18 protein-coding genes are annotated in these 20409 nt (G+C 68.5%); 16 read left to right on the forward strand and 2 right to left on the reverse strand.

The genetic code is table 11. The features are described 5' to 3' along the window. Positions 1–21: 21 nt before the first annotated feature. The 5 genes from N4R40_RS05915 (at position 22) to pheT (ending at position 6157) form a co-directional block, all read left to right on the forward strand. Positions 22–930 (forward strand): glutamate ABC transporter substrate-binding protein, encoded by a 909-nt coding sequence (locus N4R40_RS05915; protein WP_261606447.1) that lies wholly within the window; start codon positions 22–24, stop codon positions 928–930. 75 nt (positions 931–1005) lie between these two features. Then, positions 1006–1653, forward strand: coding sequence for an amino acid ABC transporter permease (locus tag N4R40_RS05920; protein ID WP_261606448.1), 648 nt, complete (start codon positions 1006–1008; stop codon positions 1651–1653). Next, positions 1650–2561: an amino acid ABC transporter permease gene (locus N4R40_RS05925; RefSeq protein ID WP_261606449.1), complete on the forward strand. Its 912-nt coding sequence runs from the start codon at positions 1650–1652 to the stop codon at positions 2559–2561. The genes N4R40_RS05920 and N4R40_RS05925 overlap by 4 nt, the downstream gene beginning before the upstream one ends. Before the next feature lie 48 nt (positions 2562–2609). After that, positions 2610–3650 carry a phenylalanine--tRNA ligase subunit alpha gene (gene pheS / locus N4R40_RS05930; protein WP_261606450.1) on the forward strand — a complete coding sequence of 347 codons (1041 nt, stop codon included), beginning with the start codon at positions 2610–2612 and terminating at the stop codon, positions 3648–3650. Next, positions 3650–6157, forward strand: coding sequence for a phenylalanine--tRNA ligase subunit beta (gene pheT, locus N4R40_RS05935; RefSeq protein ID WP_261606451.1), 2508 nt, complete (start codon positions 3650–3652; stop codon positions 6155–6157). Before pheS ends, pheT begins: the two co-directional genes overlap by 1 nt. Positions 6158–6175: 18 nt before the next feature. On the opposite strand, the gene N4R40_RS05940 is transcribed toward pheT, so the two are convergent. Continuing rightward, entirely contained in the window at positions 6176–7300 is a 1125-nt protein-coding gene (locus tag N4R40_RS05940; RefSeq protein ID WP_261606452.1) for an AAA family ATPase, read from the reverse strand. A 52-nt stretch (positions 7301–7352) separates the two neighbouring features. Here N4R40_RS05940 and N4R40_RS05945 point away from each other — a divergent pair, with 52 nt between their 5' ends. The 10 genes from N4R40_RS05945 (at position 7353) to N4R40_RS05990 (ending at position 18421) form a co-directional block, all read left to right on the forward strand. After that, a complete protein-coding gene (locus N4R40_RS05945) occupies positions 7353–8135 on the forward strand; it encodes an ABC transporter ATP-binding protein (RefSeq protein WP_261606453.1) in 783 nt (260 codons plus the stop codon). Then, positions 8117–9700, forward strand: coding sequence for a hypothetical protein (locus tag N4R40_RS05950; RefSeq protein WP_261606454.1), 1584 nt, complete (start codon positions 8117–8119; stop codon positions 9698–9700). The genes N4R40_RS05945 and N4R40_RS05950 overlap by 19 nt, the downstream gene beginning before the upstream one ends. Positions 9701–9925: 225 nt before the next feature. Then, positions 9926–10969 (forward strand): N-acetyl-gamma-glutamyl-phosphate reductase, encoded by a 1044-nt coding sequence (gene argC, locus N4R40_RS05955; protein WP_261606455.1) that lies wholly within the window; start codon positions 9926–9928, stop codon positions 10967–10969. Then, entirely contained in the window at positions 10966–12123 is a 1158-nt protein-coding gene (gene argJ / locus N4R40_RS05960) for a bifunctional glutamate N-acetyltransferase/amino-acid acetyltransferase ArgJ (RefSeq protein WP_261606456.1), read from the forward strand. The genes argC and argJ overlap by 4 nt, the downstream gene beginning before the upstream one ends. After that, complete coding sequence (gene argB, locus N4R40_RS05965; protein WP_261606457.1) at positions 12120–13019, forward strand: acetylglutamate kinase; 900 nt, start codon at positions 12120–12122, stop codon at positions 13017–13019. The genes argJ and argB overlap by 4 nt, the downstream gene beginning before the upstream one ends. Beyond that, on the forward strand, positions 13016–14266 hold the full coding sequence (locus N4R40_RS05970; protein WP_261606458.1) for an acetylornithine transaminase: 1251 nt from the start codon (positions 13016–13018) through the stop codon (positions 14264–14266). Before argB ends, N4R40_RS05970 begins: the two co-directional genes overlap by 4 nt. Beyond that, on the forward strand, positions 14263–15186 hold the full coding sequence (argF, locus tag N4R40_RS05975; protein ID WP_261606459.1) for an ornithine carbamoyltransferase: 924 nt from the start codon (positions 14263–14265) through the stop codon (positions 15184–15186). Before N4R40_RS05970 ends, argF begins: the two co-directional genes overlap by 4 nt. 7 nt (positions 15187–15193) lie before the next feature. After that, positions 15194–16291: a DUF418 domain-containing protein gene (locus N4R40_RS05980; protein ID WP_261606460.1), complete on the forward strand. Its 1098-nt coding sequence runs from the start codon at positions 15194–15196 to the stop codon at positions 16289–16291. Next, the gene (gene argH / locus N4R40_RS05985) at positions 16288–17733 is read left to right on the forward strand and encodes an argininosuccinate lyase (RefSeq protein ID WP_261606461.1); all 1446 of its coding nucleotides are present in this window, start codon (positions 16288–16290) and stop codon (positions 17731–17733) included. The genes N4R40_RS05980 and argH overlap by 4 nt, the downstream gene beginning before the upstream one ends. Before the next feature lie 37 nt (positions 17734–17770). After that, complete coding sequence (locus N4R40_RS05990) at positions 17771–18421, forward strand: SatD family protein (RefSeq protein WP_261606462.1); 651 nt, start codon at positions 17771–17773, stop codon at positions 18419–18421. On the opposite strand, the gene N4R40_RS05995 is transcribed toward N4R40_RS05990, so the two are convergent. Next, positions 18422–19009 (reverse strand): hypothetical protein, encoded by a 588-nt coding sequence (locus N4R40_RS05995; RefSeq protein ID WP_261606463.1) that lies wholly within the window; start codon positions 19007–19009, stop codon positions 18422–18424. Between the two features lie 79 nt (positions 19010–19088). Here N4R40_RS05995 and tyrS point away from each other — a divergent pair, with 79 nt between their 5' ends. Continuing rightward, positions 19089–20408 (forward strand): tyrosine--tRNA ligase, encoded by a 1320-nt coding sequence (tyrS, locus tag N4R40_RS06000; RefSeq protein WP_261606464.1) that lies wholly within the window; start codon positions 19089–19091, stop codon positions 20406–20408. Position 20409: the final 1 nt, after the last annotated feature.

Here is a 20409-nt window from a genome sequence, read left to right on the forward strand (position 1 = left end):
CGACACTAGGAGGACTTCGACATGCGTAAGACACGGATCAGCATGACTCTGGCGGGCATCACGCTCGCCGCACTGGCCCTTGCCGGTTGCAACAGCGGTACGCCGGGCGCTGCCCCCACCGACGGTGGGACAGAAGAGGGAACGGACGAAGGTACGGCCTGGTTCGAGGTGGCCTCCGACGTCACACTCGAGGGCAGCCCGACGTTCGACAAGATCTCCTCGGCCGGCAAGGTCGTCGTGGGTGTGAAGGAAGATCAGCCCGGACTCGGCTACCTCGACGTCGTCACCGGCGAGCGGACCGGCTTCGATATCGACATCGCCCGCTGGATCGCCGCATCGCTCGGCATGGACGAACAGGACATCGAGTTCATCCGCGTCGATTCCTCGGCACGTGAGCAGTCCATCGTCAACGGTGACATCGACTATTACGTCGGCACGTATTCGATCACCGACAAGCGCAAGGACGTCATCGACTTCGCAGGTCCCTACTTCATCACCGGTCAGGGACTCCTCGTGGCGAGCGACAGTGAGATCACCGGCGAAGGCGACCTCGACGAGACCACCAATGTGTGCTCGGCGACCGGCTCCACCCCGATCCAGAACATCCGCACGAACTACCCCAACGTGCCCACCACGGAGTTCAACGGCTACTCCGAGTGCGTTGAAGCGCTGGTCAACGGACAGGTCGCTGCGGTCACGACCGACCAGGCGATCCTGATCGGTTACGCCGCGCAGCAGCCGGACGCGCTCAAGGTCGTCGGAGAGCCCTTCAGCGAAGAGCGCTACGGCGTCGGCATCACCAAGGGTGACACCGCTCTGCAGGACCACATCAACACCCTCTTCACGGACGGTGGCGAGATCTGGCAGGCGATCTTCGACAAGAACCTCGGTTCGTCGGGCATCGAAGTCACTCAGCCCGCCGTCGACTGACATTGCCGTCGGTGACAGGAGCGTCAGTCGTTCCTGTCACCGACACTCTCCGCTTCATCTGAGAAGGGCAGGCGCATGGGCGTCATCTTCGATCACCTCCCCATCTGGGGTGAGGCGATCCGCAACACGCTGATCCTGTTCTTCGGCGGTGCGGTGATCGCCCTCGTCCTCGGCACGATCGTGGGCGCTGCGCGTGTGTCGCCGGTTCCCATCGCTCGTGCGGTCGGAACGCTGTATGTCAACACCATCCGCAACACGCCTCTCACACTCGTCTTCTTCTTCTTCGCGTTCGGCTACCCGCAACTCGGGCTTCCGAAGCTCGACTTCACGCTCCTCGGCGTCGTTGCGCTCGGCATCTATACGGCCACGTACGTGGCCGAAGTCCTTCGGTCCGGTATCGGCACGGTCCCCGTGGGCCAGGCCGAGGCCGCCCGCGCGATCGGGCTGCCGTTCGGGCAGGTGATGACGCTCGTCGTCCTTCCGCAGGCCTTCCGCTCCGTCGTCCCGCCGATGATGAGCGTCTTCATCGCGCTCCTGAAGAACACGACGGTCGCCGCCGGATTCTCCGTCGCCGAGCTCGGTCGTATCCGCGCGGTCATGAGCGAGCAGGGCGAGAACGCGCTCGAAGTGCTCCTCTGGGTCGCGGCCATCTTCGTCGCGCTCGTGCTGCTGCTCTCGTGGGTGCAACGATCTCTCGAGAACCGATGGAGGGTGGCGCGATGACTTCCGTGCTGTACGACGTCCCCGGACCGCGGGCGGTCCTCCGGAACCGGCTGATCGGTGTCGTGACCGTTGTCGTCATCTTGGCGTTGCTCGGTTTCATCATCTACCGCTTCGCGGAGACCGGTCAGTTCTCGGCAGAGAAGTGGTACGTCTTCACGTTCTCCACCGTCTGGGTGCAGATCGCCGAGGCGACGGGTCGTACCCTCGCGGCGTTCGGAGCTGCGGCCGTGCTCGCCCTGCTGTTGGGATTCGTGCTCGCGATCGGGCGGATGTCCGATCACGCGTGGGTGCGAGTGCCGATCACGGCGATCGTCGAGGTTCTTCGTGCCGTCCCGGTCCTCATCATGATGCTTCTGATGTACTACGGGCTCCCGGTGCTCGGCGTGGACGTCGAGGTCTACTGGGCCGTCGTGATCCCGCTCATGCTCTACAACGGCTCGGTCCTCTCCGAGGTCATCCGCGCCGGCGTCGAAGCGCTGCCCAGCGGGCAACGCGAAGCGGGCTATGCCCTCGGTCTGCGCAAGAGCGGCGTGATGCAGCTGATCCTGCTGCCCCAGGCGATCCGCGCCATGCTCCCGGTGATCATCGCGCAGCTCGTCGTCACGTTGAAGGACACCGCTCTCGGGTTCATCATCACGTATCCCGAGTTGCTCTCGTTCGCGAAGCTGATCGGCAGCCAGGGCACGTACAACCGGCCGATCCTGCAGGCGGCGCTCGTGGCGGCAGCCATCTACATCGGCCTCTGCCTCATCCTGTCCGGGATCGCGAAGTGGGTGGAGATCCGTCTCCGTCGCTCGCCGCGCGCTGTCGCTGCCGCCGACAATCTCGCACCGCTCACGCACGAGGGCACGACCAACACGGAGCTCATCGCGGCTCAGCGGGCGCAAGGCCGGCGTCGCCGCGGCTGATCCACTCGAGCCCGGAGCGGGCTGCGCGCGCCGGTAGACTCGTCTCTTGTGTCTGACGCACCTGAGATCACCGCCGACGCCGTCGAGGCAGCCGTCACCGCGGCGCTCGCGGCCATCGCTGCCGCATCGTCCACGACCGAGCTGAAAGCCGCTCGTTCGGCGCATGTCGGAGAGAGCTCTGCGCTCGCCAGGCTCAACGCGCGGATGCGCGATGTGCCGAACGACCAGAAGGCCGCTTTCGGCAAGCTCGTCGGAGCAGGCCGTGGGCGCGTGGCGCAAGCGCTCGCCGCCCGAGAGGCCGAGTTGGCCGAGGCGGAGACGGCGGCGAAGCTCGAAGCCGAACGGATCGACATCACCGCTCTTCCGCAGCGCGCGCGTGTGGGCGCACGGCATCCGCTCACACTGTTGCAGGACCAGGTCGGCGACATCTTCGTCGGCATGGGCTGGGAGATCGCGGAAGGCCCCGAGCTCGAACACGAGTGGTACAACTTCGACGCGCTGAACCTCGACGCCGACCACCCGGCGCGGCAGATGCAGGACACGTTCTACGTCGATCCGGTTGCCGCGCATCTGCTGTTGCGCACCCAGACGAGCCCGGTGCAGATGCGCTCGATGCTGACGCGTGATCTGCCGATCTACATCGTCTCGCCCGGCCGCGTGTACCGCACCGACGAATTCGACGCGACCCACCTCCCGGTCTTCAGCCAGTTCGAGGGCCTCGTGATCGACAAGGGCATCACGATGGCGCACCTGCGCGGCACGCTCGACCATGTCGCCCGCGCGCTGTTCGGCGCCGAGGCGAAGACCCGACTGCGTGCGAACTATTTCCCGTTCACCGAGCCGTCCGCCGAACTCGACCTCTGGCACCCGACCTTCACCGGCGGCGCCCGGTGGATCGAGTGGGGCGGCTGCGGGATGGTGAACCCGAACGTGCTCCGCGCCGCGGGGATCGACCCGGAGGAGTATTCCGGCTTCGCGTTCGGCATGGGAATCGAGCGGACGCTGATGTTCCGCTCGGACGTGAAAGACATGCGCGACATGGCCGAGGGCGATGTGCGTTTCAGCGAGCAGTTCGGAATGGTGGTCTGATGCGCGTCCCGTTGTCTTGGCTTCGTGAGTACGTCGATGTCCCCGCCGGCACGACACCCGAGGACGTGCTGGCCTCGCTCGTGTCGGTCGGATTCGAGGAGGAGGACGTCCACGGATTCGGGCTGACCGGCCCGATCGTCGTCGGGCAGGTCGTCTCCTTCGACCCTGAACCGCAGTCCAACGGCAAGACCATCCGGTGGTGCCAGGTCGATGTCGGTGCTTCCCACGGGGGAGTCCGCGGCATCGTCTGCGGTGCCGGCAACTTCTTCGCCGGTGACAAGGTCGTCGTGACCCTGCCCGGAGCCGTGCTGCCCGGCCCCTTTCCGATCGCCGCTCGCAAGACCTACGGTCATGTCTCGGACGGCATGATCGCGTCGGCTCGCGAACTGGGCCTCGGCGACGAGCACGACGGCATCCTGCGGCTCGTCGAACTCGGCCTCGACCCCGAGATCGGTACCGACGCGATCGCGCTGCTCGGCCTCGATGATGTCGCGGTCGAGATCAACGTCACCCCCGACCGCGGATACGCGCTGTCGTTGCGCGGCGTCGCCCGCGAGTACGCGCACGCGACGGGTGCGGCCTTCCGCGATCCCGGAGACCGGGATTTCGAGGATCTCGCGCAGCCGACGAGCGGGTTCGACGTCGCCGTGGTCGACGATGCGCCGATCCGCGGCCGCGTGGGCGCGAGCGAGTTCGTCGTCCGCGTCGTCCGTGGCGTCGATCCGACCCAGCCGACGCCGGCGTGGATGATCGCGCGGCTCCAGCTCGCCGGCATCCGCTCGCTCGGCGTGCTCATCGACATCACGAACTACGTCATGCTGGAGCTCGGCAATCCGATCCACGGCTACGACCTTGATCGACTGACGGGCGGCATCACCGTCCGGCGCGCGCGAGCGGGGGAGCACCTCACGACGCTCGACGGCAAAGACCGCGCGCTCTCGGCCGAGGATCTCCTGATCACCGACGACTCCGGTCCGATCGGGCTCGCCGGAGTCATGGGCGGCGCGACGACCGAGATGACCGACGCGACCCGCGACGTCCTGATCGAAGCGGCGATCTTCGACACCGTGACCATCGCGCGCAGCGCCCGTCGACACAAGCTGCCGTCCGAGGCATCCAAGCGCTTCGAGCGCGGCGTCGATCCCCTCATTCCCTTCGTGGCCGCCCGGCGCGTCGCGGACCTGATGGTGGCCCACGCCGGCGGCACGCTCGGCGAGGAGGGCGGCGCGTTGTTCGCCGAGGTCTTCCTCGAGGCGATCGACCTGCCGCGGGGCTTCCCCGCGGGTCTCATCGGTGTCGACTACACGGATGCCGAGGTCATCGGCGCGCTCGAGACCATCGGCGCAGAGGTGACCGAGGACGGCGAGACCCTCACCGTGATCCCGCCGTCGTGGCGTCCGGACCTCACCGACAAGTGGACGCTCGCCGAGGAGGTCGCCCGCATCACGGGGTACGACCGCATCCCGTCCGTGCTGCCGATTCCGCCCTCGGGCCGCGGCTTCACGTCCGCGCAGGCCGGCCGGCGTCGCGTCGCGAACGCACTGGCCGCTTCCGGTTTCGTCGAGACGCCCTCGTTCGGATTCACCACCGAGGCACAGAATGACCTGCACGGGTCACCGTCGGGAGAGCACCTGCCGTCGATGGGACTCGCGAATCCGCTCGACGGCCAGGCGCCGTTCCTTCGGCGCTCGCTCGTCCCCGGCCTCCTCCAGGTCGCGCACCGCAACGAGTCGCGCGGACTGACGGACCTGGCGTTGTTCGAAACCGGCGCCGTCTTCCTCCCCGAGGTGGGTGTCACATACGGCACCGAGACCGTGCCGCCGGCAGCCGTGCGACCGGATGCCGCGACCCTCGCCGCCCTCGATGCCGCGATCCCGCCGCAGCCGCGCCATGTCGCCATCCTGCTGACCGGCCTCCGGGTCGCCAAGCAGCCGGGTCAGCCGGCAGAACCCTTCGACGTGGCCGATGCGCTGGACGCCGTCCGCACGATCGCCGTCGCGGCCGGGGTCGAGATCACTGTCGCGCAAGCGGCCCGCGCGGCGCTCCATCCCGGTCGCACCGGTGTGCTTCTGGTGGACGACACCGAGGTCGGCTACGTGGGCGAACTCCTGCCGGCCGTTTCGGCGGCCGCCGATCTGCCCGGGCGGGTGATCGTCGCCGAGCTCGACCTCGATCTCGTGCTCGACCTCGCGGGTGAGAAGGTCGTCGCTGCGGCGCTGTCCGGATACCCTGCGGCGACGCAGGATGTGTCCCTCGTCGTGGATGCCGCACTCCCGGCGGCCGGTGTGCGGGCTGCGCTCGCCGACGGCGCCGGGTCGTTGCTCGAGTCTGTGCGCCTGGTGGACGACTATCGCGGTGCGGGCCTGGCCGAGGGGACGAAGAGCCTGACGTTCGCGCTACGGTTCCGTGCCGACGACCGCACGCTGACGGCCGCCGAGGCGTCGGAAGCGAAGCTCGCCGGCGTCGCCGTGGCCGCCGAGCGATTCGGGGCTGCGATTCGCGAGTAGTCGCGAGTGCCCACGGTTCTAGCGGGATGCCCAGTTCCACGCGGGGACGTCCATGAACCCCTGGCCGGCGACGTCGGTACCGGCAGGCCCTGACGTCAGTTCGATGCGAGCGCGCTCGCCGACGCCGTCGACGAGCGCCGGCGCGTGCGAGACGACGATGACCTGTGTGCGTTCCGCCGCGCGAACCACGAGCCGTGCGAGCGCGGGAAGAAGTGCGATGTGCAAGCTCGACTCCGGCTCGTTCAGCACGATGAGTGGCGCAGGGCGCGCCGGAAGCAGGGCGGCGCAGAGCAACAGGTAGCGCAGCGTGCCGTCGGACAGCTCCGCCGTCTCGAGCGGGCGCAGAAGACCCGGCTGCTGCAACGTCAGCCGGAACAGCCCGTCGGAACTCTCGACGCGCACGCGGCTTCCCGGAAATGCCTCGTCCACTGCGCGGTCGAGATCGGCGCCGAAACCGGCCTGGACGACGGTCGCCCAGACGGCCGCGAGGTTCGATCCGTCGTGGGCGAGGGTGTGTGACCGCGTGCCGACCTGAGGCCGGCGGGCGGGAGCATCGGCATCCACGCGAAAATGGTCGTAGAACCGCCACCCGCTCATCATCCGGCGCAGCCCCAACAGTTCCGGGGCGGTGTCGCCGTCGGCGAGGTCGGTGACGATGCTTTCGTACGGGGCGAGCTTCTGGTCGAGATTCGTCCATGCGCCCTCACGCACCCGCGTGTTCTGTCGGGTCCGGTCGATCAGCAGCGTCGACGGTTTCGCCACCGTGCCGGCGAACACCTGCTCGCGCTTGATCTCGGGGTCACGGGCGAACGGATCGCCTCGCTCCGCCTGCGGGATGCCGAGGTCGACCAGATAGCCGAGCTCGTCCGACGCGAAGCCGAGGCGCACCGCAACGGGTCCCTTCCGCACGGTTCCCTGCGTGCCGCCCGACTCCGCCCCCGCCCACAGCAGCGACGGGAGCCCGCCCTCGCGCGCGACCGCGCCGACGAGCTCGCCACGCGCCGCGGAAGCGAGCAGGCGCAGCGCGCGATACAGGTTGGATTTTCCGGAGCCGTTCGGTCCGGTCACGACGGTCAAGGGCGCCAGCGGCACGATGAGATCGCGGAGCGATCGGTAGCCGGCGACGGCAAGGGTCTGCAGCATCCTTCCACTGTGCCAGGAACCCCGGACCTGCCCGTCGGATAGTGTCGAGTGTGTGACTGATCTCTCCTCGACCGCCCCGTCTCCGCCGGCTCTGCAGCTTCGCGGCCTCGTCAAACGGTTCGGCGAGAAGGCGGCCGTCGCCGGAATCGACCTGGATGTGCCGGCCGGCTCCTTCTTCGGTCTCGTCGGTCCGAACGGGGCCGGAAAGACGACAACGTTGTCGATGGCGACGGGGCTCCTGCGTCCGGATGCCGGCGCGGCGTGGGTGCACGGCGTGGATGTGTGGGCTGATCCGGTGCGGGCCAAGTCGATCATCGGCAACCTCGCCGACGGTGTGCGCCTGTTCGACCGTCTCACCGGTGAGCAGCTCATCACCTACACCGCGATGCTGTTCTCGCTGCCGCGAGAGCAGATCGCCGGCCGCGTGGCCGACCTCATCGACATGATGGATCTCCGCGAGGCGGCCGGTACGATCGTCGCCGACTACTCCGCCGGCATGACGAAAAAGGTCGCGCTGGCGTGTGCCCTCGTGCATGCGCCGCGGCTGCTCGTGCTGGATGAGCCGTTTGAGTCGGTCGATCCGGTCTCGGCCGCGAACATCGAAGACGTCTTGCGTGGCTACACCGCATCGGGCGGCAGTGTCATCGTGTCGAGCCACTCGATGGACCTCGTCCAGCGCATGTGCGACCACGTCGCGGTGATCGCAGCGGGGCGCGTCTTGGCGGCCGGAACCGTCGACGAGGTGCGCGGCGAGCAGAGCCTGCAAGACCGATTCGTCGCTCTCGTCGGTGGGCGCCACACGAGCGAGGGGCCGCAGTGGTTGCGACAGTCCTGAGACTTCGGTATCGGATCCTCGGGAACACCCTCGCGAGCAGGCCGTGGCAGCTCGTCGGGTTCTGCTTCGGCATCGTCGGCGCGCTGTCGCTCCTTGCCCTCGCCGTCGCGACATTCGTCGGCGTCGCCGTCGCTGACTCTGTCGACCTGTCGCGCGTCGTTGTGGTCGTCGGTGGATCCGCTCTGCTGTTGGGCTGGTTGCTCGGGCCGCTTCTGATCGCCGGCACCGAGTCGACGATCGACGCGGAGCGCCTCGCGCCGTTTCCCTTGACCACCGCGCAGGTGATGCGCGCGCTCGCCGCGACGGGGCTCACCGGAGTGCCCGGGATCGTCACGACTCTCGCGTCGCTGGCGACCGTGATCGTCTGGATCGCCTGGCCTGCTGCCGCACTCGTGGCCGTTCCGGCTGCCCTCGTCGGGGTCGTCACGTGCGTCGTCGCGACGCGGCTGATGGTGGCTCTCAGCGCAGGCCTCGGTGGCAGCCGGCGCGGCCGAGAACTCATCGGCACGGTGGTCCTCGCGGTCCTCATCATGACGGGTCCGATCTTGACGGGCGTGCTCGCGCTCATCAGCGGCACGAACGATCTGGGGAGCCGGTTCGCGCAGGCCGCCGCCGTGCTCAGCTGGACGCCGCTCGGCGCGGCGTGGGCGGTTCCGGCCGATATCGCGACGGGTGACGTGCTCACCGCGGCCGCGAAGGCGGTCATCGCGCTCGCGACCCTGGTCGTGGTGTGGCTGCTGTGGGCGCGTGCGCTCGAACGTTCCACGTCGGCCCCCGGACGCCCCGCGACTCGGGCCGCCAAGCCCGGCGCGCTGGGTCTGTTCGGGTGGATGCCGACCGGCGGCATCGGCGCGACGTGGGCGCGCTCGTTGACGGCGTGGACTCGTGATCCCCGTTACTTGCGGCAGCTGCTGGTCGTGCCGCTCTTTCCCGTCCTGTTCGCCTTCACCTCGGGACTCGACGGCGCGATGTTCGTCTCATCGGCGGTCATCGTCGCCTTCGTCATCGCGATCGCCGGGTACGCCGACATCTCGTACGACGGCACGGCGTACGCATCGGTATTGGCCACCGGCATCCCCGGCGCAGCGGACCGGCTGGGGCGCGCGCTGGGGTCGGCATCGATCGGGATCCCGCTGACGCTCGTCACGGCCGTCGTCACGACGACGCTCGCCGGGGCGCTCGAGCATCTGCCGGCCGTCGTGGGCGCGGCGCTCGGGATTCTGCTGACCGGCTACGGTGTGACGGCGGTCTCGTCCGCGCTCGTGATCGCACCGGTACCGGCGCCGGGCGACAGCCCGTTCAAGAGCGTCCCGGGCCAGACTTTCGTCGGCGGTCTCCTGGTGTTCCTCGTCTGGGGCGCCTGCATGCTGCTGGCAGCTCCATCGATCGTGCTCGCGATCCTGTCTGCCGCAGTGGGTCAACCGGTCCTCGGGTGGGTGGCGCTGGCCTCCGGAGTCCTCGTCGGAGGAGGGATGGCTGCCGCCGGCGTTGTGATCGGCGGCCGGACACTCGATCGCACCGGCCCTGATCTGCTGAGGAAGATCAAGGCGCTTCCGACCAGCTGAGCCCGGTCACCCGATTTGCGGAGCCCGAGGTCGCGGCGCTAACCTCGCGGAATGTCCTCCGCCGCAGCTTCCGTCTTCTCGACGGCGCTGCGCGCGCGTCGACGTCTGGCCGGCCGCCGACTCTAGGCGACCCTGCGTGCTCCCCGCCGTTTTTCGGGTCGAGCCGCCGGTTCGCCGCTTCGGGCCCTATCCAGACGACACGTCACCAGACAATAAGGTTGGACAATGACCTATTCGGTCGCCGTTTCCGGCGCTTCCGGCTACGCAGGCGGAGAGATCCTGCGGCTCCTCGCCGCGCACCCAGACATCGAGATCCGCACTGTCACCGCGCATTCCAACGCGGGTCAGCCGCTGATCGAGCAACAGCCGCACCTGCGGTCGCTCGCGCATCTCACGCTCCAGGCGACGACTCCGGAAATCCTCGCCGGTCACGACATCGTGTTCCTCGCGCTGCCACACGGGCAATCCGGTCAGTACACGGATGCGCTCGGCGATGTGCCGCTCGTCATCGACGCGGGTGCGGATCATCGCCTCACGTCGGTGGATGCGTGGGACGCGTTCTACGGCGGAGATTTCCACGAGCCGTGGACGTACGGCGTCCCCGAACTCCTGGTCCAGGGCGCGAAACAGCGCGTGCACCTCGCCGGCGCGACGCGGATCGCGGCGCCGGGCTGCAACGCATCGACGGTCGCCCTTTCGCTTGCGCCGGGCGTCGCGGCCGGAGTCATCGATCCGAGTGACATCGTGTCGGTGCTCGCCGTCGGGCCCTCGGGGGCAGGCAAGAGCCTCAAGACGAATCTGCTGGCGAGTGAGATCCTCGGCTCCGCGAACCCCTACGCCGTGGGCGGAACGCACCGGCACATCCCCGAGATCCGGCAGGCGCTGTCCGCCGCGGGCGGCGACGACATCCGGATCTCGTTCACCCCGGTGCTCGTCCCGATGAGTCGCGGCATCCTTGCGACCTCGACGGCGCCCCTCCTCGGCGATGTCACGGATGCCGAGATCCGCGCCGCATGGGAAGACGCGTACCGCGACGAGACCTTCGTGCACCTCTTGCCCGCCGGGCACTTCCCCCGGACGGCCGACGTCCTCGGTGCCAACACGGCGCTCATGGGGCTCGCGATCGATCGATCCGCGAACCGGGTCGTCGTCGTGACCGCGGTCGACAACCTCGTCAAGGGCACCGCCGGTGCCGCCATCCAGTCGATGAACATCGCCCTCGGCCTCCCCGAGGACCGGGGCCTGAGCGTGAACGGAGTGGCACCGTGAGCGTCACCGCAGCACGGGGTTTCGAAGCGTCCGGCGTCGCCGTCGGTCTCAAATCGACCGGCAAGCGCGACGTCGCCGTCGTCGTCAACCGAGGGCCGCGCTCCGCCGCTGCGGCCGTCTTCACGAGCAATCGCGCCAAAGCGAACCCGATCATGTGGTCGCAGCAGGTGATCGCCGACGGCGTCGCCGCAGCTGTCGTCCTCAATTCCGGCGGGGCCAACTGCTTCACGGGGAGTTTCGGATTCCAGACGACGCACCAGACCGCGGAGCGGGCGGCCCAGTTGCTCGGTGTGAGCGCCGGCGACATCATCGTCTGTTCGACGGGGCTCATCGGCACCGGGGATGAGGTCTTCCGCGCGAAGGTGCTCGACGGCGTCGAGCAGGGCATTGCGCAACTCTCTCCGGACGGGGGTGAGGCGGCGAGCGAAGCGATCATGACGACCGATTCGCGGGCGAAGCGTGCCGTGCGCACCCAGGATGGCTGGACCGTCGGGGGGATGGCCAAGGGCGCGGGCATGCTGGCCCCGGGCCTCGCGACGATGCTCGTCGTGATCACGACCGACGCCGACCTGACGGCAGCCGAGCTCGATGTGGCGTTGCGCCAGGCCACGCGGGTCAGTTTCGACCGGCTCGATTCGGACGGCTGCATGTCGACCAACGATCAGGTGACCCTCCTCGCGAGTGGGGCCTCCGGCGTTCGGCCCGAGCTCGCCGCGTTCACCGGCGTGGTGACCGAGGTGTGCCTCGATCTCGCCGAGCAGCTCCAGGGAGATGCGGAAGGTGCGAGCCATGACATCGCGATCGAGGTCATCGGTGCGGCCTCCGAGAGTGACGCCGTCGAGGTCGGCCGGTCGGTCGCCCGGAACAACCTGTTCAAGGCCGCCATCTTCGGAAACGACCCGAACTGGGGACGCGTCCTGGCTGCGATCGGCACGACGGCGGCGGCCTTCGATCCGTACGACGTCGACGTCTCGTTCAACGGTGTGCGCGTGTGCACCGCCGGCGGACCCGATCGCCCCCGCGAGGATGTCGATCTGACGCCGCGTGCGACCCGCATCCTCATCGACCTCAAGTCGGGAGCGGATGCGGCGACGATCCTCACGAATGACCTCACCCACGACTACGTCCACGAGAACAGCGCCTACTCCTCATGACCGATCTTCAGCAGACCACTCCGGAAGAGGCAGCGGTCAAAGCCGGTGTGCTCATCGAGTCACTCCCGTGGCTGCAACGCTTCCGCGACCAGATCGTCGTCATCAAGTACGGCGGCAACGCGATGGTCTCCGAGGAGTTGCAGGATGCGTTCGCCCAGGACATCGCCTACCTGCGGTTCGTCGGAGTCAAGCCCGTCGTCGTGCACGGTGGGGGGCCGCAGATCTCGCAGATGCTGGATCGGCTCTCGATTCCGAGCGAGTTCAAGGGCGGATACCGGGTCACGAGCACCGAGGCGATCAGCGTCGTCCGGATGGTGCTGACCGGCCAGATCAACCCGCAGCTCGTCGCGCGCATCAACGCGTTCGGTCCGTTCGCGACGGGGCTCTCCGGTGAGGATGCCGGCCTGTTCGGCGGACGTCGCCGCGGGGTGACCGTCGACGGTGCCGACCACGACCTCGGGTATGTCGGCGATGTCGTGGAAGTCGATCCGCAGCCGGTCCTCGATCAGTTGGCCGCCGGTCGCATCCCGGTGGTGTCGTCGATCGCCCCCGACCTCGACGATCCGGGGCAATCCCTCAACGTCAACGCGGATGCGGCCGCAGCGGCTCTCGCCATCGCGCTGCAGGCGACCAAACTCGTCGTCCTGACCGACGTGCCCGGCCTGTACGCGGATTGGCCGAACCGTGATTCGCTCGTCTCGCATCTGACCGCGACGCAGTTGCGCGAGATGGTGCCGACGCTCGAGTCGGGCATGATCCCGAAGATGCAGGCGTGCCTGGATGCGGTCGACGGTGGCGTCGACACGGCCGCCATCATCGACGGTCGTCAGCCCCACTCGGTGCTGGTGGAGATCTTCACAGAACACGGAATCGGAACAGAGGTGGTGGCGGGATGAGCGCGGCAGCAGACGCGATGAGCTGGCAGGACGACGCGGCACGCGATCTCGTGCGCAACGCCGGTGACCGCTTTGCCCTCTTCACCCGCGGTGAAGGGTCGCACCTGTGGGACGGTGGTGATAAGCGCTACCTCGACTTCCTGGGCGGCATCGCCGTGACCTCGCTCGGGCACGCGCATCCGGTCTTCGTCGACGCGGTCAGCCGGCAAGCGGCGACCCTCGTGCACGTCTCGAACTTCTTCGCGACGCCGCCCCAACTCGCGCTCGCTGCTCAGCTGAAGCGACTGGCCGGCACGGGCGAGTCCGGCCGGGTCTACTTCGGCAATTCCGGCGCCGAGGCCAACGAGGCCGCGTTCAAGCTCGCCCGCCTCCATGGCGGGCAGGATCGGCCGCGCATCCTTGCGATGCGGAACGCCTTCCACGGCCGGACGATGGGGACGCTCGCCCTCACCGGCAAGGACTACATGCAGGCGCCGTTCCTGCCGATGGTGCCCGGCGTCGAGTTCATCGATTCGACGGTAGACGCCCTCGAAGCGGCGCTCGATGACCGTGTTGCGGCGCTCTTCGTCGAACCCATCAAGGGTGAAGCTGGCGTCGTGGACCTTCCTGAGGGGTACCTCGCGGCCGCCCGCGAACTCACGGCACGACACGGCGCGTTGCTCATCGTGGATGAGATCCAGACCGGCGCGGGTCGCACCGGGGACTGGTTCGCGTTCCAGCGGGACGGCATCACGCCCGATGCGATCACCGTCGCGAAAGGCATCGGTGGCGGGTTCCCGATCGGTGCGCTGATCACGTTCGGCGGGGCGAGCGAGCTCTTCTCGCCCGGCACGCACGGCTCGACGTTCGGTGGCAATGCGCTGGCGACGGCGGTCGCCTCGGCGGTGCTCGGCGAGATCGAGCAGGCCGGACTCGTCGAGAACGCCGCCCTGCGCGGCGAGCAGTTGCGGGCCGCGATCACCGCGATCGACTCTCCGCTTGTGGTCGGATGCCGGGGACGTGGGCTCCTCATCGGCATCGCATTGTCCCGCCCCGTCGCCGGCGCGGTCGTCGCGGCTGCGCAGCAGCATGGCCTGATCATCAACGCGGCCAACGACGAGACGATCCGGATCGCTCCGGCGCTGACGATCGGCGACGTCGAGATCGATGAATTCCTCACCCTGTTCACCCAGACCCTGCGCACGGTCGAGGATGCCTTGCTCCTCGACCAGCCCGCATCCACGACACCTACGGAGGTGCCCGCATGACCCGTCACCTGTTGCGCGATGATGACCTGACCTCGGCCGAGCAGGCCGAGATCCTGGATCTCGCGCTGGCGCTGAAGAAGGACCGCTGGAAGCTGACCCCGTTGGAGGGCCCGCAGACCGTCGCCGTCATCTTCGACAAGTCATCCACGCGCACGCGTGTGTCGTTTGCGGTCGGCATCGCGGATCTCGGTGGATCGCCGCTGATCATCTCGACGGCCAACAGCCAGCTCGGCGGGAAAGAGACACCATCCGACACGGCACGGGTCCTCGAACGACAGGTCGCGGCCATCGTCTGGCGGACGTACGCGCAGGCGGGGCTCGAAGAGATGGCACGGGGTACCCGCGTGCCCGTCATCAACGCGCTGAGTGACGACTTCCACCCCTGCCAGTTGCTGGCCGACCTCCTGACGATCCGCGAGCACAAGGGCGAGCTCGCCGGGCTCACACTCACGTTCTTCGGCGACGGACGATCGAACATGGGGCATTCGTACCTGCTCGCCGGGGTGACCGCCGGCATGCATGTGCGGGTGGCGTCGCCCGAGGCGTATGCCCCCCGCGCCGATGTCGTGGCCGATGCGCAGCGGATCGCCGCGGAGACCGGCGGTTCTGTCACACTGTCGAGCGATCCGCTCGAGGCGGCCGCCGGCTCGGACGTCGTCGTCACCGACACCTGGGTGTCGATGGGCAAGGAGGAAGAGAAGGCCACGCGGTTGCGTGACCTCGGTCCCTTCAAGGTCACCCCCGAAACCATGGCACGCGCCGACGGCGACGCGATCTTCATCCACTGCCTGCCCGCCGACCGCGGGTATGAAGTGGATGCCGCCGTCATCGACGGCCCGCAGAGCGTCGTGTGGGACGAGGCCGAGAACCGTCTGCACGCGCAGAAGGCGCTCCTGGTGTGGCTGTTGCGTCAGCAGTGACGATCGCGTGAACGTCGGCGCGCGCGGGCGGGCCTATCTCGACGGCACCTCCCGGTTGCAGGGAATCGACCTGGCGCGCGCGCTGGCGGTCCTGGGCATGTTCGCAGCGCACCTCATCGCGTTACCGCTCCCCGAGATCGGTGACCCCGCGACGTGGATCGGGCTGGCCGGTGGGCGGTCCTCGATCCTGTTCGCGACGTTGGCGGGCGTCTCGCTGGCGCTCATCACCGGCGGGACGTCGCCGATCGCCGGCCGCGCGCGCACGACGGCGCGCTTGCGCATCGTCGTCCGCGCCGCACTCCTTTGGCTCATCGGCATCCTGCTGATCGCCACGACCGTGCCGGTCTACGTCATCCTGCCGGCGTACGCCCTGCTGTTCGTGCTCGCGCTGCCTGTCCTCGGCCTCGGCGCCAAGACCCTGTGGATCTGGGCGGGCGTGGGCGCCGTCACACTGCCATGGCTGCAGCCGATGTGGAACGCGCTGCCGATCTGGCAGGGGACGAGCGGTCACGACCTCTCGCTCCTGCTCGGATGGCACTACCCGTTCACGCTCTGGATCGTGTTCCTGGTCGCGGGACTCGCGATCGGTCGGTCATCCCTGCGCACCGTGCGCACGCAGGTGTGGCTGCTGCTGGGGGGTGCCGCGGCGGTCGTCCTGGCGCAGGTGGCGGATGCCGTGGTCACGCCAGACCCGGACACGTATCTCGCCCCGGTATGGACGATGGCCGAACACACGGGGGGTCTCCTCGAGGTCCTGGGGTCGGGCGGCGGGGCCGTCGCGACGATCGGTGCGTGTCTCCTGGTCTGCCGGACACGGATCGGGGCCGTCCTCCTGCCGTTGCGCGCGGTCGGCGCCATGCCCCTGACGGCGTACGTCGGCCAACTGGTCGTGTGGGTCATCGGTGCGGCGCTGCTGCTCGGGGACGTTGAAGACCTCGCGGGCTTCCGAGCGCTCTCGCCGTTCTGGCCGTTCGTGATCGCGACGGTGCTTTTCTGCACCGCGTGGGCGCTGCTGTGGGGGAGAGGGCCGCTGGAGAGACTGCTGGACGCCTGCTCTCGACGCCTCGTCCCGTCGCCGGGTACCGCCGATAGGCTGGGCGGGTGACTTCCTCGACCGCCCACGGCACGAACGACGGCGCCCTCTGGGGCGCACGCTTCGCCTCTGGCCCCTCGCCCGAACTGGCGGCGCTCAGCCGTTCGACCCACTTCGACTGGGTCCTCGCCCCGTACGATCTCGCCGGCTCACACGCCCACGCCGTAGCGCTCGCCGCCGCCGGGTACCTCACCGTCGACGAGGAGTCCCGCATGCATGCCGGCCTCGATGCGCTCGCGGCAGCCGTGCAGGACGGCACTCTGGTCGCCCAGCCCGGTGACGAAGACGTGCACGGCGCGCTTGAAGCCGCGCTGATCGCTGAAGTGGGGGCCGAGCTCGGTGGCAAGCTCCGGGCCGGCCGTAGCCGCAACGATCAGATCGCCACGCTCGTGCGGTTGTATCTGCGCGATCACGCGGCGGTGATCGCCCGCGACGTCCTGCGTGTGATCGACGCGATCGTCGCGCAGGCCGAAGCACACCCGGGCGCGATCATGCCGGGACGTACGCATCTGCAACACGCGCAGCCGGTCCTGCTGGCGCATCACCTTCAGGCGCACGCCTGGCCGCTCGTGCGTGACCTGGAGCGGCTCCGCGACTGGAGTGTGCGGGCATCCGTCTCGCCGTACGGCGGGGGAGCCCTTGCCGGTTCGACGCTCGGCCTCGATCCGCAGCTTGTCGCGGACGAGCTCGGCTTGGCGCGGCCGTCGGAAAACTCGATCGACGGCACGGCGGCGCGCGATGTCGTCGCGGAGTTCGCCTTCATCGCGGCGATGATCGGCATCGACGTGTCGCGGTTCGCGGAGGAGATCATCCTCTGGAACACGCGCGAGTTCGGCTTCGTGACCCTCGACGACGGCTATTCCACGGGCTCCAGCATCATGCCGCAGAAGAAGAACCCCGACATCGCGGAGCTCGCTCGCGGTAAAGCGGGCCGTCTCATCGGCAATCTCACCGGTCTCCTGGCGACGCTCAAGGCGCTGCCGCTGGCGTACAACCGTGACCTGCAGGAAGACAAAGAACCCGTCTTCGACTCGGTGCAGACGCTGGAAGTTGTGCTTCCTGCCTTCGCGGGAATGATCGCGACCCTCCGTTTCGATACGGAGCGGATGGCTGAGCTCGCCCCGCAGGGCTTCTCACTCGCGACCGATGTCGCGGAGTGGCTCGTCAAGCGCGGTGTTCCGTTCCGCGATGCGCACGAGATCTCCGGTGCACTCGTGCGGGCGTGCGAGGAGCGCAGCATCGGGCTGGAGGATGCGGATGACGCTCTGCTGGCACAGGTCTCGCATCACCTCGAACCGGCGGTGCGAGAGGTCCTCACGATCGAGGGATCGGTCGCCAGTCGCACGGGCGTCGGCGGGACGGCTCCCTCCCGAGTCGGTGAGCAGCGGGCGGAACTGGTCACGCGCGCGCAGTCCGCTGCGGCCCCGCTGATGAATCCGGAATATCGCGCTTAGGCTTATTTTCTCCCTCTATCAGTGATAACCTGCTGGCGTGAGCGTCGCCGTCATCGCCGATATCGTCGGTTCCCGCACCCTGGCGGATCGCGCGGCCGCGCAGAGCGTCATCGATGATGCCGTTCTGAAGGTCGAGCGGGATTTCCCGTGCGCCGAGCGCCCTCTGCAACCGACCGTCGGCGATGAACTGCAAGGGGTATATCCCACGGTGGCCGCTGCGATGTCGGGACTCCTGCTGCTGCGTCTCGCGCTCCCGGACGGGATCGAATGCCGATACGGGATCGGTGTGGGCGCAACGAGTGAGGTGCCTTCCCGTGTCGGTGCCCTGGCGGAGGGGCCGGGGTGGTGGGCCGCTCGGGAAGCCATCGACATGGTGCACGCGCGCCAGTCGCGCGCCGTCCGGGGCGCACGGACCTGGATCGTGGCGGCAGGCGGAGCAGATGATCACGGCACTCACCTCGCCAATGCCTATCTGCTCGCGCGTGACCAGCTGGTGAGCGACATGAGCGAGAGGACCCGGCGCCTCACCTACGGCCGACTGCTCGGTCGCACCCAGGGGGATCTCGCACGCGCCGAGGGGATCACGCAGTCGGCTGTGTCGCAGGCTCTCGCGACCGCCGGCGCCGGCGCTCTCGTCGAGGGCTTCGCGCAGGTGCGGATTGCGGGAACCTCGGCGGTCGAAACCTGATCACCAGATCGCGAGTCGGATCACGCCGGCGACCGCGCACGCCCAGAGGAGGCTCGCGAGAGTGCCGACGATGAACCTCTCGCGTGCAGCAGGGGTGGCAAGTTCCGTGAAGCGACCGACACCCTTGACGGCGACGAGGACGGCGATCACCGCCGGGAATCCGGCGAGAATCCCCAACGCGGCCGAGAGCCGCTCGAGGTAACCGATCGTGAGTCCGCCGCGCAGAATCTCCTCCTGGCGGGGGGCGGAGTTCTCCGACATGAGTTCGACGAGAATCCCCCCGCGCGACCCCTCGGCGGTGCGACCGCCATCGGCGACGGCGAGCACCCATCGGGTGAACGGGTCACCGCCGACGGTCGCGAGCGCGGTCCCGAGGAGCGCGAGGATCGCGCCGAACAACAGCGGCACGTTGTAGGGGAGGACCGTCACCGCGATGAGGCAGAGCACCACCAGGCTGGCGGCGATCACGAGCGGGACGCCGCGAGGGCGTCGCAGCGATACCGTGACCAGCACGAGTGCGCCGCACAGTGCGAGGAACAGAAGGAGCACGACCAGCGTCGTGGCGAGGAGATCGGCAGAAGCGGCCACGTCGTCAGTCTGACACGGTGCCCCGACCCCGTCCGAGTGCCACACGGTGGGCCTCGAGCCCGCTGATAGCCTGGAGCGCGTGTCTGAATCCGCCTTGAGCACCGCTGTGACTGCGCTGCAGCCCGCCAACGACCCGGCATTCGAGAATGTCTGGGACGAGATCGTCTGGCGCGGCCTCGTGCACGTGTCGACTGACCAAGAGCAGCTGCGCGCACTGCTCGGCGGAAGCCCCATCACGTACTACTGCGGGTTCGACCCGACGGCGCCGAGTCTGCACCTGGGCAACCTCGTGCAATTGCTGACGATGCGCAGGCTCCAGCTCGCCGGGCACAAGCCGTTGGGCCTCGTCGGAGGGTCGACGGGACTCATCGGTGACCCGCGCCCCTCCGCCGAGCGCACGCTCAACACCAAGGACACCGTCGCGGAGTGGGTCGGCTACCTCCGCTCGCAGGTCGAACGCTTCCTCAGTTTCGAGGGCGAAAACACGGCCCGGATGGTCAACAACCTCGACTGGACCGCGCCGCTGAGCGCAATCGACTTCCTCCGCGAGATCGGCAAACACTACCGGGTCGGCACGATGCTCAAGAAGGATGCCGTCGCCGCGCGCCTGAACTCCGACGCCGGTATCAGCTACACCGAGTTCAGCTACCAGATTCTGCAGGGGATGGACTTCCTCGAGCTGTACCGGCAGTACGACTGCGTGCTGCAGACCGGAGGATCCGATCAGTGGGGCAACCTCACCAGCGGTACGGACCTGATCCACCGCGTCGAGGGGGCGTCGGTCCACGCGATCGGGACGCCGCTGATCACCAACAGCGACGGGACGAAGTTCGGCAAGAGTGAAGGCAACGCGATCTGGCTGGATGCCGCGATGTGCAGCCCGTACCGCATGTATCAGTTCTGGCTGAACACCGACGATGCCGACGTCATTGCCCGCATGAAGATCTTCACGTTCCTCCCTCGCGCCGACGTCGAGGAGTACGAACGCCTCGTCGCCGCAGAGCCGTTCCGCCGTGCTGCGCAGAAGCGGCTCGCGCTCGAGGTGACGACGTTCGTCCACGGCGCGGAAGCGACCGCCGCGGTCGTCGCGGCATCCGATGCGCTGTTCGGTCAGGGCGAGCTCACGACCCTCGATCCGGAGGTTCTGCGCGCGGCGCTCGCGGAGTTGCCGAACGCGGAAATCCCCGCCGGAACCGCGGTCGTCCAGGCGCTCGTCGACACGCAGCTCGTCGCGTCGCTCTCGGAGGCGCGCCGGGCGATCGCGCAGGGCGGCGTGAGCCTCGACGGTGTCAAGGTCGACGATGAGGCGGCGGCCGTTGCGGGTTCGCTGCCGGGCGGGGTGTCCGTGCTGCGGCGCGGCAAGAAGACCCTCGCGGGCCTCTTCGTCACTGCCGTCTGAC

Source organism: Microbacterium memoriense (assembly GCF_025398275.1).
In the GTDB taxonomy this organism is placed as follows: domain Bacteria; phylum Actinomycetota; class Actinomycetes; order Actinomycetales; family Microbacteriaceae; genus Microbacterium; species Microbacterium memoriense.

Bases quoted from the DNA above. Each gene is read 5' to 3' on its own strand.
- pheT (WP_261606451.1), top strand. From the start codon at position 3,650: ATGCGCGTCCCGTTGTCTTGGCTTCGTGAGTACGTCGATGTCCCCGCC.
- N4R40_RS05920 (WP_261606448.1), top strand. From the start codon at position 1,006: ATGGGCGTCATCTTCGATCACCTCCCCATCTGGGGTGAGGCGATCCGC.
- argB (WP_261606457.1), top strand. From the start codon at position 12,120: ATGACCGATCTTCAGCAGACCACTCCGGAAGAGGCAGCGGTCAAAGCC.
- argF (WP_261606459.1), top strand. From the start codon at position 14,263: ATGACCCGTCACCTGTTGCGCGATGATGACCTGACCTCGGCCGAGCAG.
- N4R40_RS05915 (WP_261606447.1), top strand. From the start codon at position 22: ATGCGTAAGACACGGATCAGCATGACTCTGGCGGGCATCACGCTCGCC.
- argC (WP_261606455.1), top strand. From the start codon at position 9,926: ATGACCTATTCGGTCGCCGTTTCCGGCGCTTCCGGCTACGCAGGCGGA.
- N4R40_RS05925 (WP_261606449.1), top strand. From the start codon at position 1,650: ATGACTTCCGTGCTGTACGACGTCCCCGGACCGCGGGCGGTCCTCCGG.
- N4R40_RS05970 (WP_261606458.1), top strand. From the start codon at position 13,016: ATGAGCGCGGCAGCAGACGCGATGAGCTGGCAGGACGACGCGGCACGC.
- N4R40_RS05940 (WP_261606452.1), bottom strand. From the start codon at position 7,300: ATGCTGCAGACCCTTGCCGTCGCCGGCTACCGATCGCTCCGCGATCTC.